This window comes from Pseudomonas sp. FeN3W (genome assembly GCA_030263805.2).
Classification (GTDB): domain Bacteria; phylum Pseudomonadota; class Gammaproteobacteria; order Pseudomonadales; family Pseudomonadaceae; genus Stutzerimonas; species Stutzerimonas stutzeri_G.
The window spans coordinates 4,245,466-4,271,458 of the sequence record CP136010.1; the positions used below are offsets into that span (position 1 = coordinate 4,245,466).

Genomic DNA, 25,993 nt, shown 5'->3' on the forward strand with positions numbered 1-25,993 from the left:
ACAGACATGGCCTTACTTCAGATTGCCGAGCCCGGACAAACCCCGCAGCCCCATCAGCGGCGCCTGGCTGTCGGAATAGACCTGGGGACCACCAACTCCCTCGTAGCTGCCCTGCGCAGTGGTGTCACTGCGCCGTTGGCCGACGCCGATGGGCAGGTGATTCTGCCCTCGGTGGTGCGCTATCACGCTGAACGCATTGAGGTGGGCGCGCAAGCCAGGCTTGCCGCAGCCACCGATCCGTTCAACACCATCAGTTCGGTCAAGCGGCTGATGGGTCGCGGGCTGGCCGATGTGAAGCAGTTGGGTGACCAGCTGCCGTACCGCTTCCGTCAGGCGGAGTCACAGATGCCGTTCATCGAGACGGTGCAGGGCGCCAAGAGCCCCGTGGAGGTCTCGGCTGAAATCCTGCGCGCACTCCGTCAGCGTGCCGAGGCGACTCTGGGCGGCGAGCTGGTCGGTGCGGTGATTACCGTTCCGGCCTATTTCGACGATGCCCAGCGTCAGGCGACCAAGGACGCCGCACGGCTTGCCGGGCTCAGCGTGCTGCGCCTGCTCAACGAGCCGACCGCTGCCGCTGTCGCCTATGGTCTGGATCGTCAGGCCGAAGGCGTCGTCGCGATCTACGATCTGGGTGGCGGGACCTTCGATATTTCGATTCTTCGCCTGACCAAGGGCGTTTTCGAGGTGTTGGCCACTGGCGGCGACACGGCTCTGGGTGGTGATGATTTCGATCATGCGGTAGCGGACTGGATTCTCGAACGTGCAGGTGTTTCCGGCGATCTCGAACCGGGCGCGCAGCGTGAGTTGCTGAAGATTGCCTGTGATGCCAAGGAGCGTCTCAGTGATGTGGATGCGGTGGAGGTTGCGTATGCCGGCTGGTCGGGCGAGCTGCAGCGCGAGACCTTCGATGCGCTGATCGAGCCGATGATTGCGCGCAGTCTCAAGTCGTGCCGGCGTGCCGTGCGCGACTCGGGTGTGGAGCTTGAGGAGATTACCGCCGTGGTCATGGTTGGTGGTTCGACCCGAGTGCCGCGAGTGCGCTCGGCAGTTGGGCAGCTGTTCGGGCGCGAGCCGCTGACCGACATCGACCCTGACGAGGTCGTAGCGATTGGTGCGGCGGTTCAGGCTGAGACCTTGGCCGGCAACAATCGTGATGGTGAAGAGCTGCTGCTGCTCGATGTGATCCCGCTGTCTCTCGGGCTGGAGACCATGGGCGGGCTGATGGAGAAGATCATTCCGCGCAACACTACGATTCCGGTAGCGCGTGCGCAGGACTTCACCACGTACAAAGACGGCCAGTCCGCCATGATGATTCATGTGCTGCAGGGCGAGCGTGAGCTGATCTCCGACTGCCGTTCGCTGGCTCGCTTCGAGCTGCGCGGTATTCCGCCGATGGTCGCCGGGGCGGCAAAGATCCGCGTCACTTTCCAGGTCGATGCTGATGGTTTGCTCAGTGTGTCCGCGCGTGAGTTGGCCTCCGGCGTCGAGGCGAGTATTCAGGTCAAGCCTTCTTATGGCCTCACCGATGGCGAAATCGCCAGAATGCTGGAGGATTCTTTCCGCAAGGCGGACGAGGACCGTGACGCCCGGGCGTTGCGTGAGCAGCTGGTTGATGCCCAGCGCCTGCTCGAGGCGGTCGAGGCTGCGTTGGTCGCCGATGGCGAGCGCTTGCTGTCCGCTGAAGAGCGTGTGGCGATCGACTCCCAGGTCGCCGAGTTGCGCGGATTGCTGGACAGCCAGGATGCGCTGGCCATCGAGCGCCAGACCAAACGCCTGAGCCAGATCACCGACGCCTTTGCTGCGCGCCGGCTGGATTCCACCGTCAAGGCCGCGTTGGCCGGGCGGCGGCTAAACGATATCGAGGATTGACCCAGATGCCGCAGATCATTTTCCTGCCCAATGCCGACCATTGCCCGGAAGGCGCCGTTATCGAGGCGCAGACCGGCGAGACGGTGCTGGACGCCGCGCTGCGCAATGGCATCGACATCGAGCATGCATGCGAAAAATCCTGTGCCTGCACCACCTGCCACGTCGTGGTTCGCGAAGGTTTTCAGTCACTGGAAGCGTCCGATGAGCTGGAGGACGACATGCTCGACAAGGCGTGGGGGCTTGAGCCCAATTCCCGGCTGTCCTGCCAGGCGGTGGTAGCTGATGCCGATCTCGTCGTGGAAATACCGAAGTACACGATCAATCAGGTTTCCGAAGGGCATTGAGGGTAGGCGTCATGCAGTTGAAATGGAGTGACGTGCAGGAAATCGCCATCGAGCTGGCCGAGCGCAAGACCGATGTGGATCCGCGCTATGTGAATTTCCTCGATCTACATCGCTGGGTGGTAGAGCTGCCGGGCTTCGCCGATGAGCCCGGCCGGGGCGGCGAGAAAGTGCTCGAAGCCATCCAGGCGGCCTGGATCGAAGAGGCCGAATAAGCGGTTTCGAAGTTTTCGTTTTCCGCTGGTTAGGCATGTCGGGACCGTTCGGCGGTCCCCGGCATCATCCGGGCTTCTAGCCTCTACCCTTATGTTTTTTGACATGAACCCGCGTATAATCCGCGGGTTTACTCGTTCGCTTTAACCCATCAGTTTTGGAGTCCTACATGGCCCTGCAACGCACCTTCTCCATCATCAAGCCTGACGCTGTAGCCAAGAACGTCATCGGCGAAATCACCACCCGTTTCGAGAAGGCCGGCCTGCGCGTCGTCGCTTCCAAGATGGTTCAGCTGTCCGAGCGCGAAGCGGCTGGCTTCTACGCCGAGCATAGCGAGCGTGGCTTCTTCAAGGACCTGGTTGCTTTCATGACTTCCGGCCCGGTCATCGTTCAGGTTCTGGAAGGCGAAGACGCCATTGCCAAGAACCGTGAGCTGATGGGCGCCACCAACCCGAAAGAAGCGGCTGCCGGCACTATCCGCGCCGATTTCGCCGTTTCCATCGACGAGAACGCCGTGCACGGTTCCGATTCGGAAGCCTCCGCTGCCCGTGAAATCGCTTACTTCTTCGCTGCCACCGAAGTGTGCGCACGCATTCGCTGATTGAGCGAAGGTGAATTCGATGATTGCCACGACCGGTAAAGTGAATCTGCTCGGGCTTACCCAGTCGCAACTGGAGAGCTTCTTCGAGTCCATCGGGGAGAAGCGTTTTCGCGCCGGTCAGGTGATGAAGTGGATTCACCATTTTGGTGTCGATGATTTCGACGCCATGAGCAATCTCGGCAAGGCCTTGCGCGAAAAGCTCAAGGCCTGTGCCGAGATTCGTGGCCCGGAGGTCGTCAGTGAAGACATCTCCAGTGACGGCACCCGCAAGTGGGTCGTGCGTGTCGCCTCGGGCAGCTGTGTGGAAACCGTGTACATCCCGCAGGGCGGGCGTGGAACGCTGTGCGTGTCCTCGCAGGCCGGCTGTGCGCTGGATTGCAGTTTCTGCTCCACCGGCAAACAAGGCTTCAACAGCAACCTGACAGCGGCCGAGGTAATCGGTCAGGTCTGGATTGCCAACAAATCATTCGGCTCCATTCCGGCGAAAATCGATCGCGCGATCACCAACGTGGTGATGATGGGGATGGGCGAGCCGTTACTGAATTTCGACAACGTCGTCGCCGCCATGCAGATCATGATGGATGATCTCGGTTACGGAATCTCCAAGCGCAAGGTGACGCTCTCGACGTCCGGTGTCGTGCCGATGATCGACGAGCTGGCCAAGGTCATCGACGTTTCTCTGGCATTGTCGCTGCACGCACCCAACGATGCGTTGCGCGATCAGTTGGTGCCGATCAACAAGAAGTACCCGTTGGAGATGCTGCTGGCGGCATGCAAAGGCTATATCTCAAGACTCGGCGAGAAGCGCGTGCTGACCATCGAGTACACGCTGCTCAAGGGCATCAACGATCAGCCCGAGCATGCCGAGCAGATGATCGCGCTACTGGCGGATATTCCGTGCAAGATCAACCTGATCCCGTTCAATCCGTTCCCTCATTCCGGATATGAGCGGCCGAGCAACAATGCCATCCGCCGTTTTCAGGACATCCTGCACAAAGGTGGGCACAATGTAACGGTGCGTACCACCCGCGGCGAAGACATCGACGCGGCTTGCGGTCAGCTCGTCGGCCAGGTGCTGGATCGGACGCGTCGAAGCGAGAGATACATCGCTGTGCGTGAGCTACAGAGCGAGCCAGGTGCGGCGCAAACTGCTTCGAACCGATCCTGAGGGGGATGCTGATGATTTTGCGCGCTGCGCTGCTGCTTCTACTGACCGGCCTGTTGGCCGGTTGTGTGTCTTCTGGATCCACCGATCCGCTGAAAACCGATGAAGGTCGCCAGCAGGCCCGCGACGCCTATATTCAATTGGGGATCGGTTACCTGCAGCAGGGCGCAGCCGCGCGCGCCAAGACGCCGCTGCGCAAGGCCCTCGAAATCGATCCGAACAGCGCCGATGCACACGCCGCCCTGGCGCTGGTGTTCCAGACCGAAATGGAAAACGACCTGGCCGACAAGCACTACCGTGAAGCGCTGTCCGGTCGCAAGGACGCCCGCATACTCAACAACTACGGCAGCTTTCTGTTCGAACAGAAGCGCTATCCCGAAGCCATGGAGCGTTTCCGTCAGGCTTCCGAAGACAACATGTATCCCGAGCGGGCGCGGGTCTTTCAGAATCTGGGCATGACTGCACTGCAGTTGGGCCAGCGCGAAGAGGCCGAGCTCCATTTCACCCGCTCGCTGCGCCTCGACAGTCGTCAGCCCCGCGCATTGCTCGAACTTGCGCTCATGGCCTTCGAGGACAAGCAATACGTTCCAGCCAAGCGTTACTACGATAGCTTCAGCCAGCTGGCCGAGCAGAACGCAAGGAGTCTGCTGCTCGGTATCCGTCTGGCCAACATCCATCAGGACCGCGACACTGCTGCAAGCCTCGCGCTGCAGCTGAGGCGGCTGTATCCCGGTACGGATGAATACAAGCAATATCTTTCGGAGCAACGATGACCGCGCCGCACCCAGAATCCGCTGCACCGATGGGCAACAATCCTGGCGAGACGCTGCGTAAGGCTCGCGAAGACAAGGGCTGGCCGCTCTCTGCAGTTGCGCAGCAGCTGAATCTCACCGAGCGTTCGCTGGCCCGCATCGAGGCTGGCGATTTCAGCCAGTTGCCAGGGCACACCTTTGCCCGAGGTTACGTTCGAGCCTACGCCAAGTTGCTCGGGCTGGATCAGAATCGCCTGGTTCAGGAATTCGACCTGCACACCGGTACCAACGCTTCCGGAAGCAGCGTCAACAGCCTGGGGCGCATCGAAGAACCCGGCCGTCTGTCGCGAAGCTTCATGCGTTTCTTCGGCTTTGTTTTGCTGCTGCTCCTGGCTGCAGTCGCCTGGTATTGGTGGCAGGAACGCATGGCACGAGAGGCCACGACGCCACCGGTTTCGGCGCTGGAACGAATCGAGGTGGAAGGCGCGGATGGAACCACCGAGATCCATCTGCTTGATCGCGCTGACGAGGTTGCCGAGCAGCAAAGCGAACAGCCGGCCGAGCAAACATCACCGCTAGCCGATTCGAACGAGAGTGAAACGATCGAGTCTGCGCAACAGGCTCCAGTCACCACTGAGGAGCCGGGTAGGATCAGCGAACCGGCGGCCGAGGCCGCGCAGTCTCTGCCGCTGACGCTGCCTGACGGCCCCGCGCAAAGCGCTGACGCGCCGGCCGCGACCGCCTCCCCGGCGCCCACGAGTGCTTCGAACGACACGGTGCCTCCAGTTGCCGGTGAGGCACAGCTGGAACTGAGCTTCACTGCCGACTGCTGGACGCGGGTCAGTGATGCCGACGGACGTGTACTGTTCAGCGCGTTGGCCAAGGCCGGGACCAGCAGGACGGTCAGTGGCAAGGCACCCTTGGACGTACATCTGGGCTACGCTCGCGGCGCCCGACTCAGTTACAACGGCGAAGCTGTAAACCTCGCCTCTCATATGCGCGGCGAAACAGCGCGCCTCAAGCTCGGACAGTAAGCTGACCATGCATTCCGAATCTCCTATCAAGCGTCGCCAATCCCGCAAGATCTGGGTGGGCAACGTGCCGGTCGGTGGCGATGCGCCGATTTCCGTACAGAGCATGACCAACACCGAGACCTGTGATGTCGAGGCGACGGTCGCGCAGATCCAGCGCCTGGCCAATGCCGGTGCCGATATCGTCAGGGTTTCAGTGCCTTCCATGGAGGCTGCCGAGGCCTTTGGCCGCATCAAGCAGCTGGTGCAGCTGCCGCTGGTGGCCGACATCCATTTCGATTATCAGATCGCCTTGCGCGTGGCCGAGCTGGGCGTCGATTGCCTGCGGATCAATCCGGGCAATATCGGTCGCGAAGATCGCGTGCGCGCGGTGGTCGATGCGGCGCGCGACAAGGGCATCCCGATCCGTATCGGGGTGAATGCCGGTTCGCTGGAAAAGGATCTGCAGAAGAAGTACGGCGAACCGACGCCGCAGGCGCTGGTGGAATCCGCCCTGCGTCACGTGGATCATCTCGACCGTCTGGACTTCCAGGACTTCAAGGTCAGCGTCAAGGCGTCCGACGTGTTCATGGCAGTCGAGGCCTATCGACTGCTGGCCGGGCAGATCGAACAGCCGCTGCACCTGGGGATTACCGAGGCAGGGGGGCTGCGTTCCGGCACCGTGAAGTCCGCGGTCGGGCTGGGCATGCTGCTGGCCGAAGGCATCGGTGACACCATTCGCGTGTCGCTGGCGGCTGATCCTGTCGAGGAAATCAAGGTCGGCTTCGATATCCTCAAGTCTCTGCGTCTGCGTTCACGCGGTATCAACTTCATCGCCTGCCCGAGTTGTTCGCGGCAGAACTTCGATGTGGTCAAGACCATGAATGAGCTGGAAACCCGTGTGGAAGACCTGCTGGTACCGATGGACGTTGCCGTGATCGGTTGCGTGGTGAACGGTCCGGGAGAGGCGAAGGAGGCCCATGTCGGGTTGACCGGTGGCAGCCCTAACAACCTGGTCTACATCGACGGCAAGCCGGCGCAGAAACTGAACAACGAAAATCTCGTCGATGAGCTCGAGCAGCTCATCCGACGCAAGGCCGCCGAGAAGCTCGCGGCCGACGCGGCGGTCATCGCGCGCAGCTGATCTTTAAGGAATCCCATTGAGCAAGTCCCTGCAAGCCATTCGTGGCATGAACGACATCCTGCCTGCGCAGACCCCGATCTGGCGTTATCTGGAAAGCACCTTCGCGCAGCTGCTCGACAGCTACGGCTACAGCGAGATTCGCCTGCCTATCCTGGAGTTCACCGATCTGTTCGCCCGCGGCATTGGTGAAGGCACCGACGTGGTCGACAAGGAGATGTATACCTTCCTCGATCGTAACGAAGAGTCGCTGACCCTACGTCCTGAAGGCACTGCCGGCTGCGTGCGCGCCGTGCTCGAGCATGGCATGACCGGCGGCGGCCAAGTGCAGAAGCTCTGGTACACCGGGCCGATGTTCCGTTATGAGAAGCCGCAGAAGGGCCGCTATCGGCAGTTCCACCAGATCGGCGTGGAAGTTTTCAACCAGCCCGGACCTGATGTCGACGCCGAGCTGATCGTGCTGACCGCGCGTCTGTGGAAGCAACTCGGTTTGGCCGACGCGGTGACGCTGCAGCTCAACAGCCTGGGTTCCAGCGAAGCACGTGCGCGCTACCGCGATGCGCTGGTGGCCTACCTGCAGCAGCGTTTCGATCAGCTCGACGAGGACAGCCAGCGGCGTCTGACCACCAACCCGCTGCGCATCCTCGACAGCAAGAATGCCCAGACCCAAGCGCTGCTGGCCGATGCGCCGACGTTGCATGACTACCTCGACGAAGAGTCGCGCATGCATTTCGAAGGCTTGAAGGCGCGTCTCGATGCGGTCGGCATCGCCTACGAAATCAACCCGAAGCTGGTCCGCGGCCTGGATTACTACGGTCGCACGGTCTTCGAGTGGGTTACCGACAAACTGGGCGCGCAGGGCACCGTCTGCGCTGGCGGACGTTACGATGGCCTGATCAGCCAGTTTGGCGGCAAGCCTACCCCGGGTGTCGGCTTCGCCATGGGCGTCGAGCGTCTGGTGCTGCTGCTTGAAACCCTTGGCCTGGTGCCGGACGCCCTGAACCCGGTACCGCACGCCTATATCTGCGCCTTCGGTGAGCCTGCCGAGTTGGCTGCACTTGCTCTGGCCGAGCGCCTGCGCGATGAGCTGCCAGGGCTGCGTCTGCTGGTGAACGCCGGTGGCGGCAGTTTCAAGAGTCAGTTCAAGAAAGCGGACAAGAGCGGTGCGCGCTTTGCGCTGATCCTGGGTGAGGACGAACTGGCCGGGCGCGTGGTAGGTTGCAAGCCGCTGCGCGACGACAGCGAGCAACAAAGCATTGCCTGGGATGCTCTGCCCGAGCGTCTGGCCGCCTGCCTCGAGCAGGTCTGAGACTAAGCGAATGAAAGGAGTGACAGCGTGACCTCGGGTACCGAAGAAGAAACACTGGCGCAGATCAAAGACTGGTGGCAGCGCAACGGCAAGCCTCTTCTGTTTGGGGCTGTGCTCGCCCTGGTGTTGGTGTTTGGCTGGCAATTCTGGCAGAACCATCAGGTCAACCAGGCGCAGAGTGCCTCGGTGATCTATCAGCAGCTGCTCGGCGCGGCGCTGGAAGGCGGTGAAGCCGATGCGGCGGAAGTTGCGCGACTAGGCAATCTGCTGAAGAAAGATTTCGCCGGCACGCATTATGCGCAGTACGGCAGCCTGTTCGTGGCCAAGGTGGCAGTCGAGTCGGGGCGGTTGGACGAAGCGGCTAGCGAACTTCGCGCCGTCGTCGACAAGCCTGCCGACAAGACGCTGGACGAGCTGGCTCGTCAGCGCCTGGCGCGCGTTCTGGCTGCCCAGGACAAGGCAGATGAAGCGCTCAAGCTGCTGGACGGCAAGGCTGATCAGGCCTTTGCAGCCAGTCGCGAGGAACTGCGTGGCGATCTGCTGGTGCAGCTTGGTCGACGCGATGAGGCGCATGCCGCCTACACCGCGGCCAAAGAGTCGCTGTCCCAGGATGCGGCCATCGGCGGTCTGCAAATGAAGCTGGATGATCTGGCCCGAGGGGAGGCGTAAACGATGCGCTGGAAGACTGCAGCATTGCTGACCCTGGCCGTTCTGGCCGCGGGTTGTAGCAGCAAGGACACTAAAGAACCGGGGCCGGCGGAACTGACCAAGTTCGAGGCGGAAATCTCCTTGAAGAAGGAGTGGAGTCGTTCGATCGGTGAGGGGCAGGGCGAGACCTACAACCTATTGACGCCGGCGGTGTATGGCGACCAGATCTACGCCGCCGATGTCGAAGGGTTGGTGGTATCCATGGATCGCCTGACCGGCAAGGTCAACTGGAAGAACAAGCTCGAAACACCGGTTTCCGGCGGAGTAGGCGCCGGCTACGGCCTCGTACTGGTCGGCACCCTGCGCGGTGAAGTGTTGGCGTTGGACGTCAGCACGGGCGAGGAGCGCTGGCGCAGTCAGGTCAGCAGTGAAGTGCTGGCCGCCCCAGCCGTCAATGGCGACATCGTCCTGGTGCAGACCCAGGATGATCGGTTGATCGCGCTGGAAATGGATACCGGCGAGCAGCGCTGGAGCTATGAGAGTTCGCCTGCGGTGCTGACGCTGCGCGGTACCGGCGCGCCGTTGCTGACCAATCAGCTGGCCATTGCCGGTCTGTCCAGCGGCAAGGTGGTCGCACTGGATACCCGTCGCGGATTTCCGGTCTGGGAGCAGCGCGTCGCCATTCCGCAAGGACGTTCGGAGCTCGAGCGGGTCGTCGACATCGACGGCGGTCTGCTGCTGTCCGGTGGCACGCTCTACGTCACCAGCTATCAGGGCCGTGCCGCAGCGCTGGAACTGGAAAGCGGCCGTGTCCTCTGGCAGCGCGATGCGTCTAGCTACTCGGGCGCTGCGCTTGGCTACGGCAGCGTTTACCTGAGCCTCGCCGACGGTACGGTCGAAGGTATCGATGAGCGCTCCACGACTGCCCTGTGGCGCAACGAGTCCCTGGCACGTCGTCAGCTCTCGGCTCCCGCGGTGTTTTCCAGCTATGTTGTGGTGGGCGACATCGAAGGCTATCTGCACCTGCTGAGCCAGGTCGATGGGCGTTTCGTCGCTCGTGAGCGTATCGACAGCTCCGGCGTCCGTGCCCGTCCGGTGATCGAGGGCGACTGGCTGTATGCCTTTGGCAACGACGGCAAGCTGGTGGCGCTGACGATCCGTCAGGCTGACTGACCGCACGTTGTGCCCACGGCTCCGCCTGGCGGAGCCAGGAATATTCGGCCGCTGCCTTGCAGCGGCCTTCGTGTTTTCTGAAATATCGCAGTGGAGAGCCGCATGGTTCCCGTAATCGCCCTGGTGGGCCGCCCGAACGTCGGCAAGTCCACCCTGTTCAACCGTCTGACCAAGAGCCGCGACGCCATCGTTGCCGAATACGCCGGGCTGACCCGTGACCGCCAGTACGGCGAGGCCAAGTGGCAGGGGCGGACCTACATCGTGATCGACACCGGTGGTATTTCCGGTGACGAGGAGGGTATCGACGCCAAGATGGCCGAGCAGTCACTGCAGGCCATCGAAGAGGCCGATGCCGTTCTGTTCCTGGTCGACGCCCGCGCCGGGATGACCGCGGCAGACCAGATGATCGGGGAGCACCTGCGCAAGCGGAACAAGCGCTGCTTCCTGGTGGCGAACAAGGTCGACAGCGTCGACCCGGACATCGCCCGCGCCGAGTTCAGCCCGCTGGGCCTGGGGGATGCGCTGCCGATCGCTGCCGCTCATGGTCGCGGCATCAGTCATATGCTCGAAGAGGCGCTGGGCATTTTCCCCAAGGACAACGCTGAGGACGCCGAAGGCGCCGACGGTGCGGACGCCGTTGAGGGCGAGGAAATCGTCGCCGAAGGGCAGGAGCCCAAGCGCATCCCCGGTCCGAGCGAGAAAGACGGCATCAAGATCGCCATCATCGGCCGTCCCAACGTCGGCAAGTCGACGCTGGTCAACCGCATGCTCGGCGAAGAGCGGGTCATCGTCTACGACCAGGCGGGCACCACGCGCGACAGTATCTACATCCCCTTCGAGCGTGACGACGAGAAATACACCCTGATCGACACCGCCGGCGTACGTCGTCGCGGCAAGATCTTCGAGGCGGTGGAAAAGTTCTCGGTGGTCAAGACGCTGCAGGCGATCCAGGACGCCAACGTGGTCATCTTCGTCATGGATGCCCGCGAAGGTGTCGTCGAGCACGACCTCAACCTGCTGGGCTTCGTGCTGGAGACTGGTCGTGCGCTGGTCATCGCGCTGAACAAGTGGGACGGCATGGAGCCGGGCGAGAAGGACTACGTGAAGACCGAGCTGGAACGCCGGCTGTTCTTCGTCGATTTCGCCGACATCCACTTCATCTCCGCCAAGCACGGCACGGGCGTCGGCCATCTGTACAAGTCGGTACAGGCTGCATTCAAGTCCGCTATCACCCGTTGGCCGACCAGCCGTCTGACGCAGATTCTAGAAGATGCGGTGCGCGAGCATGCACCACCCATGGTTGCCAGTCGCCGGATCAAACTCCGTTATGCGCACCTTGGGGGGGCCAACCCGCCCTTGATCGTAATTCACGGTAACCAGGTGGATTCGATCCCCAAATCGTATACGCGCTATCTGGAGAACACCTATCGGCGTGTTCTGAAGCTGGTTGGTACGCCTATCCGCATCGAATACAAGGGGGGCGAGAACCCGTACGAAGGCAAAAAGAACACCCTCACCGATCGCCAGGTCAACAAGAAGCGGCGCCTCATGTCGCACCACAAGAAGGCCGAGAAGAAGCGCCGCGACAAGAAGCGCTGAGCGTCCCTGTTAAGGTTCTTCGCGTTTTATGGAGGACAGGGTTGCCTGACACCGGACTGGCAGGATTGGGTGGTGCTGCCAGCTCGTTTAGCCTTGTACCTCGGAGATCAGGGCTCTTACCGAGTGTGCTGATGTTTCTGGTTTCGGCCCCCGGCCGAGTCACTTTCTCTTTGCTCGCGCGAAAGAGAAAGTAACCAAAGAGAAAGCGCGCCCGGCATCCGGCCCCGGCTGCGCCGGGGTTCCCTCCTTCCGGTGCCGCTCCGGGGGCCGTCACGAAGGGACGTCCCTATCCCTTCGTTCCTCGCTCGGCGTCCATGCCTCGCGTCCCCCTGCGCGACACCTCCAGTCGGCCTCCTGACGGGAACGGAGTCCGAGTCGCCTGGAAGATCGTGGAGATCGAGAATTATTGCTTTTTGCTCGATGCACAAACTATCAGGCGACTCCAAACGCCCCATCAGGAGGGTGAGCGGAATCGTCGCGTAAGGGGTTGAGCCGCAGGGATGCGGCGAAAGGACTGGGCGTCCCCGCTCAAAGGGCCATGGATGGCCCTTGTAAGCCGACCCCTGGAGAGGCGATGGAGCGAAACGGAGCGTAGCGGAGTAACAGCCGCAGGCTGGCCCGAAGGGCGAGCGAAGCGAGTAACGAACCCCGGCGCAGCCGAGGCCGGATGCAGGGGCAAGACTTTTTGGTTCCTTTTGGCGGGGCCGGCCATCCGGGCGACTGCCAAAAGGGACTCGCCCAGCAGGGCGAAACCAAGCTATCAGACAGCTCGACAAGGGCCAATGAAAGCGAAAATTTCATTAGAAAATACCCAATCTTGCCAGTCCGATATCAATCCTTGCTTCCCCCGAGAAAGCGCGATAAACCGCTTTTAACGCCACAGATCGCGAACGGGCTCTCAGCCTTCCTCGTCGAACGACTGATCCATATCCAGCGCTGGCCGCGCATGCCGTGGCTTGCCGACCTGGCGTGCCGGATTCCCGACCACCGTGGTATGTGACGCTACCGGATGCAGCACGATGCTGCCAGCGCCAACCTTGGCGCCTTCGCCAATCTCGATGTTCCCAAGGATCTTCGCCCCAGCGCCGATCATCACTCCGCTGCGTACCTTCGGATGACGGTCGCCGCCTTCCTTGCCGGTACCGCCCAGGGTAACGCCCTGCAGGATCGACACGTCATCGCCCACCACAGCGGTTTCGCCGATGACGATTCCGGTCCCGTGATCGAGCATGATGCCACTGCCAATCCGACTGGCTGGGTTGATGTCGATGCCCAGGCGTTCGTTGCAGCGCGCCTGGATGAACATCGCCAGCAGACGTTCGCCCCGTTCGTGCAAGTGGTGCCCGACGCGATAGGCCTGTAACGCCAGATAGCCCTTGGAGAACAGGAAGACTTCCAGCGCCGTGTCGAACGCCGGGTCGCGACTGACGATTGCCTGCAGGTCACAGCACGCCACCTCGGCGAGCGTTGCGGCCTGGTGGTGAATGCCAGCGAAACGATCGGTCAACGTGTGCCTCTGCTCATTGCCTTCCGCCAGTGCCTGGCCAATGCGCTGCGCTAGCGCACAGCCAAAGTCGGGATGGTCGAGGATAGCCCGTTGGAATAGTGCGGCCAGCGTCGGCTCGGTATCCAGCGCGAGTTGCGCCTGGGCGCGTAGCTCGTTCCACAGCGTGCTGACTGAATGACTGGGCATGCGAGGTTCCTTATGGTCGATACGCGAGGGGGCTCGTTCGCTGCACTGTAGCAGCCCGATGGCAGGCGCCGCGCACCCTCGTATCGTGCATCGCTGTTCGGCTATCCTGTTTGCCTTCCTGCCGAACCCCCATGCGGCAGGCTTGTCGGAAGGCTGACATGCTCATCAGTAAATTGCCCAACGTTGGCACGACCATCTTCAGCACCATGTCCCAGCTGGCCGCGGACACCGGTGCGCTGAATCTTTCCCAGGGCTTTCCCGATTTCGACGGCCCCGACGCGCTGCGCGAGGCGCTGGCCCGCCACGTCATGGCGGGACACAACCAGTACGCACCGATGACCGGATTGCCAGCCCTGCGTGAGCAGGTTGCGATGAAGGTCACCGGGCTGTACGGACGCAAAGTGGATACCGCCACCGAGGTCACCATCACGCCCGGCGCGACCCAGGCGATCTTCTGTGCGATCCAGGCGGTGATCCGGCCAGGTGATGAGGTCATCGTCTTCGATCCGTGCTACGACAGTTACGAGCCATCGGTGCAGCTGGCTGGTGGCGTCTGCATTCACCAGCAACTGAGCCTGCCGGATTTCCATATCGACTGGCAGCGCCTGGCCGACGCCATTACCTCGCGCACGCGGATGATCGTGCTGAATACACCGCATAACCCCAGCGGTGCATTGATCGGTGCCGATGATCTCGACCGTCTCGCGGCACTGATCCGCGAGCGTGACATCTATCTGCTCAGCGACGAGGTCTATGAGCATCTTGTGTTCGACGGTCGCGAGCATGCCAGCGTGCTGCGCCACGATGAGCTCTATCAGCGCGCGTTCGTCGTCAGCTCGTTCGGCAAGACCTACCACGTCACCGGCTGGAAGACCGGGTACGTGGTGGCGCCGCCTGCACTCAGCAGCGAGCTGCGCAAGGTGCATCAGTACGTCAGCTTCACCGGTGTCACGCCGCTGCAGTGGGCGCTGGCCGATTTCATGGCCGAGCATCCCGAGCACATCAGCGAGCTACCAGCGTTCTACCAGGCCAAGCGCGATCTGTTCTGCGACCTGCTGGCCGGCTCGCGCTTCAGCTTCATCCGCGCCGCCGGAACCTACTTCCAGCTCGCCGATTATTCGGCGATCCGTCCTGATCTGGATGATGTCGCCATGGCCGAATGGCTGACCCGTGAACACGGGGTCGCGAGCATTCCGATTTCGGTTTTCTATCAGAGCCCACCGACCGATGTGAGGCTGGTGCGCTTCTGCTTCGCCAAACGAGAGGAGACGCTGCGTCAGGCAGCGGAACGACTATGCGCGATCTGAACAATCTGCCCGACCTCGAACTGGCGCTGGTGCAAACCAGCCTGATCTGGCAGGACGCTGCCGCCAACCACGAACGCTTCGCCACATTGCTGGATCAGGCCAGCGGTGCGGATCTGATCGTCCTGCCGGAGATGTTCACCACCGGTTTTTCCATGGACTCGGCCGCGCTGGCCGAGCCGGAAGAGGGGCCGACCTACGCCTGGCTGCGCGCGCAGGCCGCGCGACTGGATGCGGTGATCACCGGCAGCGTGATCGTCGAGGCGGCCGACGGCAGTCACCGCAACCGCCTGCTCTGGGCGCGTCCGGATGGTGAGGTGCTGCACTACGACAAGCGTCATCTGTTCCGCATGGCGGGTGAGCACAAGCACTACACACCCGGGCAGCAGCAGGCGTTGTTCGAGGTGAACGGTTGGCGCGTGCGCCCGCTGATCTGCTACGACCTGCGCTTTCCGGTGTGGAGCCGCGATCCGCACGGCACCGACCTGCTGTTGTATACGGCGAACTGGCCAGCCGCGCGCCGCGATGCCTGGAATCGTCTGCTGCCGGCGCGGGCCATCGAGAATCTGTGCTACGTCGCGGCGGTCAACCGGGTCGGCGAAGACGGCAAGGGCTATCCCTACAGTGGCGACAGCCAGGTGCTCGACTTCAAGGGTGACACGCTACTGAACGGCGAAGATCGTGACGCCGTGTTGCGCTGCACGCTGCGCTCACGCGATTTGGCGGCGTTCCGCGAGCGCTTTCCGGCCTACCACGATGGCGATCAGTTCGAGCTCAAACCCTAGGTCTGGATCTCGGGCGAGCGCCTGCTGCACTAAGGCGAGGCAGCGAGGTGCTGCGCAAGCGGCGGTGAGCGTGCACGGCCGTTGTGGAACCGCGGCCGAGTACCTGCTGGTTAGTGTGTGGTGTTGTGGCGCCGTCGACGCCACAACAGCCAGCCATAGATCAGCAGATTGACCAGCAGCACTATTGCCGCCAGCACATATTGCACCGGTATGCTCAGCCAGGCCGGGTAGATCAATGGCAACAGGTAGTGCTCGATAAAGCTCGCCTCATACCCCGCGTCACCCGCCAACCGCCGCAGCAGATTCTCCCAGTACGTCAGCGGACACGGCCGCCCGCTCAGCTCGACGAAAACGCCCCAGACGATCGCCGGAACATGCAGCAGCACGAAGCCGCGTTTCCACGCGACCAGCAAGCCGCCGAACAGCACGAAGAGAATGAAACCGAGGTGCAGGAGCAACACGGCGTCCGCGCCAACTCGATAGAACATTGGCTACGCTGCCGCGTCTGCGCGACTCATGCCGCCGATCTGGCGATCCTGCAGGCGCGCCATGAGGGTGACGGACAGGAGTGCGCCGAGCAATGCCATGAACATGTCCGATTGGGTATCCCATGGGTCGCCCTGAGTGCCGAGAAAATCCTCCGCGCCCTGCCCGGCGATAAGCGCCACCCACCACTCGATCAGCTCATAGAAGGCGCTGAAGGCCAGCGCGACGCACAGTGCGAGAAAGCCGAGCATCTTTCCTGGCTCAATGAAGCGCAGGCGAAGCAGGATCTCCCGCGCCAACAGCGCAGGCGTCACGCCCTGAATGAAATGGCCCAGTTTGTCGTAGGGATTGCGGCTGAGGTCGAACCATTCCTGCACCCAGAATCCCGGTGGTACCCGCGCATAGGTGTAGGTGCCGCCGAGGATCAGGATCAGCGCATGAATGGCGATCACCGCATAGAGCAGCCGCGTCAGCGGCAGGCGCTGGTGGCTCCACAGCAGCAGGGGCGCGGCGATCAGTACCGGAGCGACTTCCAGCAACCAGGTGGCACGGTCATACGGAGCGATCGCGGAGCAGGCCAACGCCAGCAGTACTACCGACCCCAACGTTGAATAGAGTGTTCTGTCCTGCATCGAGTTAGCCGCCGTGATCGATCCAGCCGGCAGCATGCCGAGGAGTCGGACGGCCTGCAACCGGACGCAGGTTCGTGGCGGTTCAACCCTGGCGGGCGGTCGCGGCTGCCGAGCGGGAAATCGAACGATCGCAGCGCCGCAGATCGACGGCACCGACATAGGCATTGGCATTACCTTGTATGCAGGCGATGCGCTGGTTGCGCGTGCGTTCCCATTCGCTGACCGGATGCTGGCGGTTCCAGATGTCGTACAGGCGCCGGTCCTGTTTCGACAGGCGCAGCTTATAGCGCTCGCTCATGTACAGATAGGTGCGGGCGATGGCGCCGCGACTGTACTCGGGCGGCATGGCCGTGCGCTGCTTGAAGTTCACCACGAAGGGGCAGGCCCCGTACTGGCTGGGCTTTTCGCTGAGCATGCCGAAGCCGAAGTTGCTGCGGTCGCCGTTCACCTCGCCGACCACCGGAACCAAGTTGTGCAGGTCGGCTTCGGCCAGGCTGAAAACGGGGTCTTTGGCGGTGCATTGCTTGCGCCCGCCCTGTTGCCAGCACTGACGCTGATGGCCGATGACCCAGGCCGGGACGATGTGCTCCCACTCCACCCGTGCGGCGCGCTTGGGCTGCTTGCGCGGGACGTAGCCGCAGCTGCGCAGGTCGATGCGATTGCCCTTGAAGCTGCAGCCGCAGTAGAAGTCCACCGGTCGGTCGGCATAGAGCGTCCAGGCGACCTTCTTCGCTTCGCGGAAGGTGCGAGGTGCATCGGCGTAAGTGTTGGTGCAGCAGAGCAGGGCAAGCAGAAAGAGACAGAGGCGACGCATGGGATTCTCGACAACTGAACGAGTGTCGCATCCATGCGCGGGCCGGCATCTTACCTTTCGGCCAGGTAAAAGTCATAAAAAACAAAGACTTGTATGATGGCGTCAGGCCTTCATGCGGCCCAGGCGATTGATCTGCAGGGAGGCGAGAATGATCGCGCCGCCGACCGCGAGCAGTAGCAGGTTGGTCGTAGTGCCCCAGAACAGCAGGTTGAGCAGCAGGCCCACCGGCACCGCCATGTTGTTCATCACCGCCAGCGTGCCGGCATCCACCAGCGTCGCGCCCTTGTTCCAGCAGAACTGGCCCAGCGCGGTGGCCAGCACGCCCATCCAGATCAGTACGGACCACTGCGTCGTGGTAGTCGGCAGTTTCTCGACGTTACCGAACAGCAGCCACGCCGGCAGCACGATCAGCAGTGCGCCGAGGAAGAAGTAGCCGAAGCGGCGGTGCAATGGCACGTCGGAGGGGTAACGCTGCGCCAGATGCTTGTAGAACACCTGGCCGGTGGCGAAGGTGAAGTTGGCCAGCTGCATGAGCAGGAAGCCGCCGAGAAAGTCGCCTGAGACGCCGTCGTAGCGGATGAGCCCGGCGCCGAACACCGCCACGGCTGCCGCGACCAGCGCCCAGGGGTTGAAGCGACGGTTGAGCGCGTCGTCGATCAGCGTCACGTGCAGCGGCGTGAGCACGGTGAACAGCAGCACCTCGGCGACCGTCAGCACGTTGAAGCTCATGTACAGGCACAGGTAGGTGACGCCGAATTGCAGCGCGCCGACCAGGGTCACGCCGGCGATGAAGCCGGGCGCCACGCCACGCCACGCCAGCGGGTCAGTGGCAGGAACACCAGCCCGGCGAGAACTACCCGCGTCAGCACGGCGAAATAGCTGTCCACCTGGCCGGCCAGATAGACGCCGATCAGGTTGAAGGAAAAGGCCCAGAGCAGGGTGACGAAGATCAGATAGCGCATGCCGCCTCCACGACGAAGGCCGGCGACCTTAGCGGCTGCGCATGAAAGAGGGAAGGGCTGGCGCGCCTCTGGGCTCGCCAGCCGAACGATCAGGCCGCTTTCAGGGTGGCCATGTCGATGACGAAGCGGTACTTCACGTCACTCTTGAGCATGCGCTCGTAGGCTTCGTTGATGTCCTGCATGCGGATCATCTCTATGTCCGAGACGATGCCGTGCTCGGCGCAGAAGTCGAGCATCTCCTGGGTTTCGGCGATGCCGCCGATCAGCGAGCCGGCGATGCGGCGGCGCTTGAAGATCAGGCCGAACACGCTGGGCGACGGATGCGGCGATGCCGGTGCGCCGACCAGCGTCATGGTGGCGTCGCGCTTGAGCAGATTCACGAACGCATCGAGGTTGTGCGGCGCGGCAACGGTGTTGAGGATGAAGTCGAAGCTGTTGGCGTGCGCGGCCATCTCTTCCTTGTTCTTCGACACCACCACTTCGGCAGCGCCGAGGCGCAGGGCATCTTCACGCTTGTCCGGCGAGGTGGTGAAGAGCACAACCTTCGCGCCCATGGCGTTGGCGATCTTCACCGCCATGTGGCCGAGACCGCCGAGGCCGACCACACCGACCTTCTGCCCCGGACCGACCTTCCACTGGCGCAGCGGCGAGTAGGTGGTGATCCCCGCGCACAGCAGCGGCGCGACAGCGGCGAGGTTGTCGGTGTGGTTGATGCGCAGCACGTACTTTTCATCCACCACGATATTGTCGGAATAGCCGCCGAGGGTGTTCTCGCCACCGCCGAACGCCGGACCGTTGTAGGTGCCGACGAACCCGTTCTCGCAATACTGCTCCAGCCCTTCGCCACAGGACGAGCAGCTGCGGCAGCTGTCGACCAGGCAGCCGACGCCGGCGATATCGCCCGCCTTGAACTTGCTGACGTTCGCGCCGACCGCGCTCACGCGGCCGACGATTTCATGGCCGGGCACCGAGGGATACAGGGTGTTGTTCCACTCGTTGCGTGCGGTATGCAGGTCCGAATGGCAGACGCCGCAGAAGAGAATCTCGATCCGTACATCGTTAGGCCCTACTTCGCGGCGCGAAAACGAGTAGGGGGCGAGTGGGGCGCTGGGGTCGAGGGCGGCGTAACCGATGCTGTTGCTCATGACGGCTCCTTTGTTCGTTCGGGATTTGCAGAGGCCAAGCCTAATGGCACCGGAAACAGGAGCGTTTGCACAATCCTGCCGATGGCTGATGTGTTTCTGCCGAATTGCCGTGGCCTGGCTGACTGAGTTGGGAGGGTATTGGGAGGCGAACAGTTCAGTCGCTCACCGCAGTCGGTCACGACCGGCGACGCGTGGCGGTGCTGTAGCAAGGTGCCGGCGCCATCAGTGATGGCGCCGGCGGGACGAGCTTGCCGGCGTGGCACTCAGGAATGGCGAGCCCGATGGGCTTCGCCGCAGGGGCTCAGGCGGCCTGCTCCCGCGCCTCTCGCAAGGCCCGGTTCATGGCACTGAACAGCGCACGGATGCTGGCGGTGGTGATGTTTTCGTCGATGCCGATACCGTGCAGCGGGCGCTCGCCGTCCAGGCGTACCTCGATATAAGCAGCGGCCTTGGCGTTGCTGCCGGCGCCGATGGAATGCTCGTGGTAGTCCATGATCTCCAGCTTCACTGGCAACGCGGCGACCAGCGCTTCCAGCGGCCCCTTGCCGATGCCGCGCCAGTGAGCGATCTCGCCATCGGTCGCGACTTCCACATCCACCGCACTGGTGCCGTTCTCTTCCTGCAGGCGATGGCCCTTGAGCGTGTACGGCGCGGTGGCCTGCAGGTACTCGGCTTCCAGCAGCGCGTAGATCTGCTTGGCACTCATCTCCAGGCCCAGGCGGTCGGTTTCCTTCTGCACCACCTGGCTGAACTCGATCTGCATGCGCCGCGGCAGGCTGATGCCGTATTCCTGCTCGAGCAGGAAGGTGATGCCGCCCTTGCCGGACTGGCTGTTGACGCGAATCACCGCCTCGTAGCTGCGGCCGATATCGGCCGGGTCGATCGGCAGATACGGCACCTCCCAGACGCCTTCCGGGTCCTGCAGGGAAAAGCCCTTGCGGATCGCATCCTGGTGCGAGCCGGAGAACGCGGTATGCACCAGATCACCGACATAGGGATGGCGCGGGTGTACCGGCAACTGGTTGCATTCCTCGACCACCTTGCGCACGGCGTCGATGTCGGAGAAGTCCAGTTGCGGGTCGATGCCCTGGGTGTACATGTTCAGCGCCACGGTGACCAGGTCGACGTTGCCGGTGCGCTCGCCATTGCCGAACAGGCAGCCTTCGACGCGATCAGCGCCGGCCATCAGGCCCAGCTCGGTGGCGGCCACGCCGGTGCCGCGATCGTTGTGGGTGTGCAGGCTGACCAGCACGCTGTCGCGACGTTCGACGTGGCGGCAGAACCACTCGATCTGGTCGGCGTAAATATTGGGTGTGGCGGCTTCCACCGTGGCCGGCAGGTTGAGGATCAGCTTCTGCTCGGGCGTCGGTTGGAACACCTCGATCACCGCGTTGCACACCTCGACGGCGAATTCCGGCTCGGTGGAGCTGAAGATTTCCGGCGAATACTCGAAGCGCCAGGCGGTTTCCGGGTTCTGCGCAGCCAGGCGCTTGATGATCTGTGCCGCGTTGACCGCGATGTTCACCACGCCGGCCTTGTCCTGATTGAAGACGATGCGGCGGAAACTCGGCGCGGTGGCGTTGTAGTAGTGGACGATGGCCTGCTTGGCGCCCTTCAGCGACTCGAAGGTGCGGGTGATCAAGTCTTCGCGCGCCTGGGTCAGCACCTGGATGGTGACGTCGTCAGGGATGTGCCCGCCTTCGATCAGCTCGCGGACGAAGTCGAAGTCGGTCTGCGAAGCAGAGGGGAAGCCGACCTCGATTTCCTTGATGCCGACCTGCACCAGTGTCTTGAAGAAACGCATCTTCTTCGCGGCATCCATCGGCTCGATCAGCGACTGATTGCCGTCGCGCAGATCCGAGCTCAGCCAGATCGGTGCCTGGGTGATCGTCTTCGACGGCCAGGTGCGATCCGGAATGTCGATGGCCGGGAAGGCGCGATATTTTTTCGACGGGTTCTTGAGCATGGTCATGGCGTTTCCCCAGGTGAAGCTTGAGCAAGCAACTTGTTTGCCCAGTACGGGCAGTGGTTTATGGTGCAAAGCTATTGCTTCATGGTTGGGTCTTGCAAGTCGTGATAGAAAATTGATGGTTTATTGCTGTATTCAGACCTTGTAGGTGATTTGTGCTGGTCCGAAGGTGAAAAGAGAAGATTGATTGCTCGACTCTATTGCGGCCTCATGTCGCAGCGGACGGGGCGAAAAGGCTGTGCGATCATCCCGCCAATCCATAGGGTCATGTCACGAAGGACACGCCGGTGACACGCAAACGGTATTCGACAATGAGCATTTGGCTTGGCCTGTTCGCCATGCTGATGATCCATGTCGGCCCGTTGTATTCGGCAGTCCAGGCCGCCCAGGCCAGTGCGCAGCATCATCACCATGCCGAGCATGAGCCAACCGCTCACGGTCATCACGGCCAGGCACGTGCGGGCGATCCCGCCTGGCTGGCAGCGCTCGAACTCTGCGGCTACTGCGAGCTGTTGACGGTCAATCCGCCGCTCAGCCTGTCCGTCGATCTGGTGCTGCCTAGCCACGCGCCGGCTTACTTCCACCCACTTCCCGAGCAGCCGCAGGCTCCTGCGCTGCGACGCAGCAGCGGCCATCCCCGCGCCCCACCGCATCTCCACTGCTGACCGCAACCAGCCGCCTCGTTGCGGCCTAATCACATGCAGAAGTGGAAGTTCTTATGTCCAGCATTACTCATGGCTGTACGGCGCGAGCGCGCCTGTCTGAGCGTTTTTCGATTCAACCATCCCGCCTGCGTTGGCAGTTCGCCCATGCCGCGCTGCTGGGAATGCTCGCCAGTGGCGCACTGGCCGCGGAGGCTGAGCATGCCGGCCATGCGGAGCACGCCGAAGCCGTTGAACTGGCGCCGATGGTCATTACCGGCGTCGGCCAGCAGTCCCCACTGACCGTGGTGACCGACCCCAAGATTCCCCGTCAGCCGATGCCGGCCAGCGACGGTGCCGACTACCTGAAGACCATTCCCGGCTTTTCCGCCGTGCGTAACGGCGGCGTCAACGGCGATCCGGTGTTCCGCGGCATGTTCGGCTCGCGCCTGAAACTGCTCTCCAACGGCGGCGAAATGCTCGGCGCCTGCCCGAATCGCATGGATTCGCCGAGCTCGTACATCAGCCCGGACACCTTCGACAAGCTCACGGTCATCAAAGGGCCGCAGAGCGTGCTCTGGGGGCCAGGTGCCTCGGCCGCCACCGTGCTCTTCGAGCGCGAGCCGGAGCAGTTCAGTGAGCCGGATTATCGCCTCAACGGCAGCTTGCTGACCGCCTCCAACGGTCGCTTCGACCGCAACCTGGACGCCGCCGCCGGCAACAGTCAGGGCTATGCGCGGCTGATGGCCAACAGCTCCCAGGCTGACGATTACGCCGATGGCAACGGCGATACCGTGCCGTCGCGTTACGACAAGTGGAACACCGACATCGCCCTGGGCTGGACGCCGGATGCGGACACCCTGGTCGAGCTGACCGCCGGCCGCGGCGATGGCTACGCACGCTATGCCGGGCGCGGGATGGACGGCAGCCAGTTCCAGCGTGAGAGCCTGGGGCTGCGCTTCGAGAAGACCAATCTCGGCGAGACCTTCTACGGGCTGGAGGCGCAGGTCTACTACAACTACGCCGACCACATCATGGACAACTACAGCCTGCGCGATTTCGTGCCGTCGATGATGATGCCCAACCCGACGCTGTCGCGGGTCGACCGACGTACGCTGGGTGGCCGGCTGGTCGGCACCTGGCAATGGACGGATGTCGAGCTCAAGGCCGGGGTCGATGCCCAGCGTAGCGAGCACCGCAAGGTCATGAACCCGGCCGGCGCCGCCAACCAGATGGTCACCGCTGCGGGAAGCGACGTACTGCCCTGGGTGCCGGACGCGATGTTGCACAGCTACGGCGTCTTCGGCGAGCTGACCTGGCAGCTCAGCGAGCGCGAGAAGCTCATCAGCGGCCTGCGTCTGGACCTGCACGAAGCGACCGACGAGCGCGAGTTCTTCCGCAGTCATGACGCTTCGAGCATGCCCATCGTTTCCCGCAACTGGGACAACCCTACTGCCGGTGAAACGCGTCGCGACACGCTCTACAGCGGCTTCCTGCGCTATGAGGAGGAGCTCGTCAGCCTGCCCGCGACCTGGTATGCCGGCCTCGGCCATGCCGAACGCTTCCCCGACTATTGGGAGCTGTTCGTTTCCAATCCCGGCCCGGTGGGCACGCTGCAACCCTTCGACTCGGTGCGGCCGGAGAAGACCACGCAGCTGGACGTCGGCCTGCAATACGCCAAGGGGCCGCTGGAGGCCTGGGTTTCCGTCTATGCCGGCCTGGTCGAGGATTACATTCTGTTCAGCTATGTGCCCGGCGTAATGCCCGGCATGCTTCGCGCCGAGGTCAGCAACATCGACGCTACCATCGCTGGAGCCGAGATGGGCGCCAGCTACCGCTTCACCAGCAACTGGAAGGGTGATGCGAGTCTGGCCTATGCCTGGGGCAAGAACCGCAGCGACGATCGTGCCATGCCGCAGATCCCGCCACTGGAAGGACGTCTGGGCGTGACCTACGAGCGAGACAACTGGAGCACCAGCGGCCTCTGGCGCGTGGTCGCCTCGCAGGGTCGGGTTGCAGAGAACCAGGGCACGGTGGTCGGCAAGGACTTCGACGAGAGCGCCGGCTTCGGCGTGTTGGCGGTCAACGGCGCCTACCGGCTGAACAAGAACTTCAAGCTCAGTGCGGGCGTCGACAACCTGCTGGACAAGGCCTACAGCGAGCATCTCAATCTAGCCGGCAGTGCGGGCTTCGCCGATTACGGCCTTGAGCCCACCAGCCGAGTCAACGAACCGGGCCGCACCTACTGGGCGCGGGTCGACATGAGCTTCTAACGAGACAACGGCGGTAAAGGAGCGAGGGTTCGCCTCGCTCCGGACGTAGGTTGGCGCTGAGGCGCGGGGCGTGCTGGAGCGGCTCGCGGCGCTGGCATCAGGGATGACGCATGGGCAGCGCTCAAGGCGGTTTCAGCGGCTTCGTGCCTCAGCGCCAACCTACGATTAACTTCTTTCCTCGGCAGGATGTCCTTCCGGTTGCTGCAATGCTGGCGCGCCCGGCTGGCGCAGTGAATCGCGCCAATCGCGTACATCGCCGCCGCTTGGGTGCTGGAATACCCGTAGACCGAATTCCGGCAGGATCGCCAGCAGGTGGTCGAAGATGTCCGACTGGATGGCTTCGTACTGCGTCCACGCCACCGTATTGGTGAAGCAGTAGATTTCCAGCGGCAGGCCGTCCGCAGTCGGGCTCAGCTGGCGCACCATCAGCGTCATGTTCTGGTGCACGCCGGGGTGGGCGCGCAGATAGCGCTCGACATAGGCGCGGAACGTCCCGAGATTGGTCACCCTGCGGGTGTTGACCGGGTCCTGCCCACGCTCGGCGAGCTTGGCGTTCCACTCGTCGATCTCCTTGCGCTTGTTGACCAGGTAATCCTCCAGCAGGCTAAAGCGATACAGCCGCTTGCGCTCGTCGGCATCGAGAAAATGCACGCTCTGCTGATCCAGATACAGGCTGCGCTTGATGCGCCGGCCGCCGCTTTCCTGCATGCCGCGCCAGTTCTTGAACGAATCCGAGATAAAGCGCTTGGTCGGGATGCTGGTGATGGTCTTGTCCCAGTTCTGCACCTTCACGGTATGCAGCGCGATATCGATCACGTCGCCGTCGGCATTGAGCTGCGGCATCTCCACCCAGTCGCCGACGCGGATCAGGTCGTTGGAGGTGATCTGTACGCTGGCCACCAGCGAAAGCAGGGTGTCCTGGAAGATCAGCATCAGCACCGCCGCCATGGCACCGAGGCCGGAGAGCAGGATCAGCGGCGAACGGTCGATCAGGGTGGCGATGATGAGGATGGTGGCGATCGCATAGATGACGATCTTCACCACCTGCAGATAGCCCTTGATCGGGTGCAGGCGGGCGTCCGGCCGGCGCTGGTAGACCACGTTGATGATGTCGAGCACCGCGCCGAGGGCCAGTGCGATGGTCAGCACGATGAAGCCGCCGCAGACATTCTGCACCACGGTCACCGCGGCCTCCGGCAGGCCCGGTACGGTCGTCACGCCAAGCGACAGCACCAGCGCCGGGACGATGTTCGACAGCCGCTTGATGATGCCGAAATCCTGCAGTTCGCCATCGCGGGTGTGGCGCAGCAGGCGGTACAGGCCACGCACCAGGATGCGTTTGACGATCCAGTTGGACAGCCAGGCAGCGAAGATCAGCGTGGCGCTGGCGAGCAGCGTTTGCAGTTCGGGGTGGGCTCTGAGCCAGTCCAGCCAGCCGGCCAGATCGTCAGACATGTGAATCTCCATT

General features: G+C 62.8%; 23 protein-coding genes and 1 pseudogene. 16 read left to right on the forward strand and 8 right to left on the reverse strand.

All coding sequences use genetic code 11. The features are described from left to right. Positions 1–6: 6 nt before the first annotated feature. The 12 genes from hscA to der all read left to right on the forward strand — a co-directional run bounded on the left by hscA (position 7) and on the right by der (position 11,821). A complete protein-coding gene (gene hscA / locus P5704_019990; protein WOF78274.1) occupies positions 7–1,869 on the forward strand; it encodes a Fe-S protein assembly chaperone HscA in 1,863 nt (620 codons plus the stop codon). Between the two features lie 5 nt (positions 1,870–1,874). Continuing rightward, the gene (gene fdx / locus P5704_019995; protein ID WOF78275.1) at positions 1,875–2,213 is read left to right on the forward strand and encodes an ISC system 2Fe-2S type ferredoxin; all 339 of its coding nucleotides are present in this window, start codon (positions 1,875–1,877) and stop codon (positions 2,211–2,213) included. A gap of 11 nt (positions 2,214–2,224) precedes the next feature. After that, complete coding sequence (gene iscX / locus P5704_020000; GenBank protein ID WOF78276.1) at positions 2,225–2,425, forward strand: Fe-S cluster assembly protein IscX; 201 nt, start codon at positions 2,225–2,227, stop codon at positions 2,423–2,425. A 167-nt stretch (positions 2,426–2,592) separates the two neighbouring features. Continuing rightward, positions 2,593–3,024, forward strand: coding sequence for a nucleoside-diphosphate kinase (ndk, locus tag P5704_020005; protein ID WOF78277.1), 432 nt, complete (start codon positions 2,593–2,595; stop codon positions 3,022–3,024). Positions 3,025–3,043: 19 nt separating this feature from the next. Then, a complete protein-coding gene (rlmN, locus tag P5704_020010; protein ID WOF78278.1) occupies positions 3,044–4,192 on the forward strand; it encodes a 23S rRNA (adenine(2503)-C(2))-methyltransferase RlmN in 1,149 nt (382 codons plus the stop codon). A gap of 11 nt (positions 4,193–4,203) precedes the next feature. Further along, the gene (gene pilW / locus P5704_020015; GenBank protein WOF78279.1) at positions 4,204–4,962 is read left to right on the forward strand and encodes a type IV pilus biogenesis/stability protein PilW; all 759 of its coding nucleotides are present in this window, start codon (positions 4,204–4,206) and stop codon (positions 4,960–4,962) included. Beyond that, entirely contained in the window at positions 4,959–5,975 is a 1,017-nt protein-coding gene (locus P5704_020020; GenBank protein WOF78280.1) for a RodZ family helix-turn-helix domain-containing protein, read from the forward strand. The genes pilW and P5704_020020 overlap by 4 nt, the downstream gene beginning before the upstream one ends. A 7-nt stretch (positions 5,976–5,982) precedes the next feature. Further along, positions 5,983–7,095 (forward strand): flavodoxin-dependent (E)-4-hydroxy-3-methylbut-2-enyl-diphosphate synthase, encoded by a 1,113-nt coding sequence (gene ispG, locus P5704_020025; protein ID WOF78281.1) that lies wholly within the window; start codon positions 5,983–5,985, stop codon positions 7,093–7,095. Between the two features lie 16 nt (positions 7,096–7,111). Next, complete coding sequence (gene hisS, locus P5704_020030) at positions 7,112–8,401, forward strand: histidine--tRNA ligase (GenBank protein WOF78282.1); 1,290 nt, start codon at positions 7,112–7,114, stop codon at positions 8,399–8,401. 27 nt (positions 8,402–8,428) lie between these two features. Next, positions 8,429–9,070, forward strand: a complete 642-nt coding sequence (locus tag P5704_020035; GenBank protein WOF78283.1) for a tetratricopeptide repeat protein — start codon at positions 8,429–8,431, stop codon at positions 9,068–9,070. 3 nt (positions 9,071–9,073) lie between these two features. Then, entirely contained in the window at positions 9,074–10,222 is a 1,149-nt protein-coding gene (gene bamB, locus P5704_020040; GenBank protein WOF78284.1) for an outer membrane protein assembly factor BamB, read from the forward strand. 102 nt (positions 10,223–10,324) lie between these two features. Beyond that, positions 10,325–11,821: a ribosome biogenesis GTPase Der gene (der, locus tag P5704_020045; protein ID WOF78285.1), complete on the forward strand. Its 1,497-nt coding sequence runs from the start codon at positions 10,325–10,327 to the stop codon at positions 11,819–11,821. An 898-nt stretch (positions 11,822–12,719) separates the two neighbouring features. On the opposite strand, the gene cysE is transcribed toward der, so the two are convergent. Next, positions 12,720–13,514, reverse strand: a complete 795-nt coding sequence (cysE, locus tag P5704_020050; GenBank protein ID WOF78286.1) for a serine O-acetyltransferase — start codon at positions 13,512–13,514, stop codon at positions 12,720–12,722. Positions 13,515–13,672: 158 nt separating this feature from the next. Here cysE and P5704_020055 point away from each other — a divergent pair, with 158 nt between their 5' ends. Both P5704_020055 and P5704_020060 read left to right on the forward strand, forming a co-directional pair. Continuing rightward, positions 13,673–14,821, forward strand: coding sequence for a pyridoxal phosphate-dependent aminotransferase (locus P5704_020055; protein WOF78287.1), 1,149 nt, complete (start codon positions 13,673–13,675; stop codon positions 14,819–14,821). Then, a complete protein-coding gene (locus P5704_020060; protein ID WOF78288.1) occupies positions 14,809–15,603 on the forward strand; it encodes an amidohydrolase in 795 nt (264 codons plus the stop codon). The genes P5704_020055 and P5704_020060 overlap by 13 nt, the downstream gene beginning before the upstream one ends. Positions 15,604–15,713: 110 nt before the next feature. On the opposite strand, the gene P5704_020065 is transcribed toward P5704_020060, so the two are convergent. The 6 genes and pseudogenes from P5704_020065 to leuA form a co-directional block, all read right to left on the reverse strand. After that, a complete protein-coding gene (locus P5704_020065) occupies positions 15,714–16,091 on the reverse strand; it encodes a DUF2784 domain-containing protein (GenBank protein WOF78289.1) in 378 nt (125 codons plus the stop codon). 3 nt (positions 16,092–16,094) lie between these two features. Then, entirely contained in the window at positions 16,095–16,757 is a 663-nt protein-coding gene (locus P5704_020070) for a DUF2238 domain-containing protein (GenBank protein WOF78290.1), read from the reverse strand. A 46-nt stretch (positions 16,758–16,803) separates the two neighbouring features. Beyond that, positions 16,804–17,535 (reverse strand): endonuclease, encoded by a 732-nt coding sequence (locus P5704_020075; GenBank protein WOF78291.1) that lies wholly within the window; start codon positions 17,533–17,535, stop codon positions 16,804–16,806. A 102-nt stretch (positions 17,536–17,637) separates the two neighbouring features. Continuing rightward, positions 17,638–18,497: pseudogene (locus P5704_020080) on the reverse strand (carboxylate/amino acid/amine transporter). Between the two features lie 89 nt (positions 18,498–18,586). Further along, on the reverse strand, positions 18,587–19,642 hold the full coding sequence (locus P5704_020085; GenBank protein WOF78292.1) for an NAD(P)-dependent alcohol dehydrogenase: 1,056 nt from the start codon (positions 19,640–19,642) through the stop codon (positions 18,587–18,589). A gap of 301 nt (positions 19,643–19,943) precedes the next feature. Next, positions 19,944–21,614, reverse strand: coding sequence for a 2-isopropylmalate synthase (gene leuA / locus P5704_020090; protein WOF78293.1), 1,671 nt, complete (start codon positions 21,612–21,614; stop codon positions 19,944–19,946). A gap of 308 nt (positions 21,615–21,922) precedes the next feature. Between leuA and P5704_020095 the strand changes: the two genes are divergently transcribed. Then, on the forward strand, positions 21,923–22,276 hold the full coding sequence (locus P5704_020095) for a DUF2946 domain-containing protein (protein WOF78294.1): 354 nt from the start codon (positions 21,923–21,925) through the stop codon (positions 22,274–22,276). A gap of 53 nt (positions 22,277–22,329) precedes the next feature. After that, complete coding sequence (locus P5704_020100; GenBank protein WOF78295.1) at positions 22,330–24,525, forward strand: TonB-dependent copper receptor; 2,196 nt, start codon at positions 22,330–22,332, stop codon at positions 24,523–24,525. 165 nt (positions 24,526–24,690) lie between these two features. Here the strand turns inward: P5704_020100 and P5704_020105 are convergent, their stop codons facing one another. After that, positions 24,691–25,980, reverse strand: a complete 1,290-nt coding sequence (locus P5704_020105) for a mechanosensitive ion channel family protein (protein ID WOF78296.1) — start codon at positions 25,978–25,980, stop codon at positions 24,691–24,693. Positions 25,981–25,993: the final 13 nt, after the last annotated feature.

Coding starts and splice junctions, on each gene's coding strand:
- hscA (WOF78274.1), top strand. CDS start 7: ATGGCCTTACTTCAGATTGCCGAGCCCGGACAAACCCCGCAGCCCCAT.
- fdx (WOF78275.1), top strand. CDS start 1,875: ATGCCGCAGATCATTTTCCTGCCCAATGCCGACCATTGCCCGGAAGGC.
- iscX (WOF78276.1), top strand. CDS start 2,225: ATGCAGTTGAAATGGAGTGACGTGCAGGAAATCGCCATCGAGCTGGCC.
- ndk (WOF78277.1), top strand. CDS start 2,593: ATGGCCCTGCAACGCACCTTCTCCATCATCAAGCCTGACGCTGTAGCC.
- rlmN (WOF78278.1), top strand. CDS start 3,044: ATGATTGCCACGACCGGTAAAGTGAATCTGCTCGGGCTTACCCAGTCG.
- pilW (WOF78279.1), top strand. CDS start 4,204: ATGATTTTGCGCGCTGCGCTGCTGCTTCTACTGACCGGCCTGTTGGCC.
- P5704_020020 (WOF78280.1), top strand. CDS start 4,959: ATGACCGCGCCGCACCCAGAATCCGCTGCACCGATGGGCAACAATCCT.
- ispG (WOF78281.1), top strand. CDS start 5,983: ATGCATTCCGAATCTCCTATCAAGCGTCGCCAATCCCGCAAGATCTGG.
- bamB (WOF78284.1), top strand. CDS start 9,074: ATGCGCTGGAAGACTGCAGCATTGCTGACCCTGGCCGTTCTGGCCGCG.
- der (WOF78285.1), top strand. CDS start 10,325: ATGGTTCCCGTAATCGCCCTGGTGGGCCGCCCGAACGTCGGCAAGTCC.
- cysE (WOF78286.1), bottom strand. CDS start 13,514: ATGCCCAGTCATTCAGTCAGCACGCTGTGGAACGAGCTACGCGCCCAG.
- P5704_020055 (WOF78287.1), top strand. CDS start 13,673: ATGCTCATCAGTAAATTGCCCAACGTTGGCACGACCATCTTCAGCACC.
- P5704_020060 (WOF78288.1), top strand. CDS start 14,809: ATGCGCGATCTGAACAATCTGCCCGACCTCGAACTGGCGCTGGTGCAA.
- P5704_020065 (WOF78289.1), bottom strand. CDS start 16,091: ATGTTCTATCGAGTTGGCGCGGACGCCGTGTTGCTCCTGCACCTCGGT.
- P5704_020070 (WOF78290.1), bottom strand. CDS start 16,757: ATGCTGCCGGCTGGATCGATCACGGCGGCTAACTCGATGCAGGACAGA.
- P5704_020075 (WOF78291.1), bottom strand. CDS start 17,535: ATGCGTCGCCTCTGTCTCTTTCTGCTTGCCCTGCTCTGCTGCACCAAC.
- P5704_020085 (WOF78292.1), bottom strand. CDS start 19,642: ATGAGCAACAGCATCGGTTACGCCGCCCTCGACCCCAGCGCCCCACTC.
- leuA (WOF78293.1), bottom strand. CDS start 21,614: ATGACCATGCTCAAGAACCCGTCGAAAAAATATCGCGCCTTCCCGGCC.
- P5704_020095 (WOF78294.1), top strand. CDS start 21,923: ATGAGCATTTGGCTTGGCCTGTTCGCCATGCTGATGATCCATGTCGGC.
- P5704_020100 (WOF78295.1), top strand. CDS start 22,330: ATGTCCAGCATTACTCATGGCTGTACGGCGCGAGCGCGCCTGTCTGAG.
- P5704_020105 (WOF78296.1), bottom strand. CDS start 25,980: ATGTCTGACGATCTGGCCGGCTGGCTGGACTGGCTCAGAGCCCACCCC.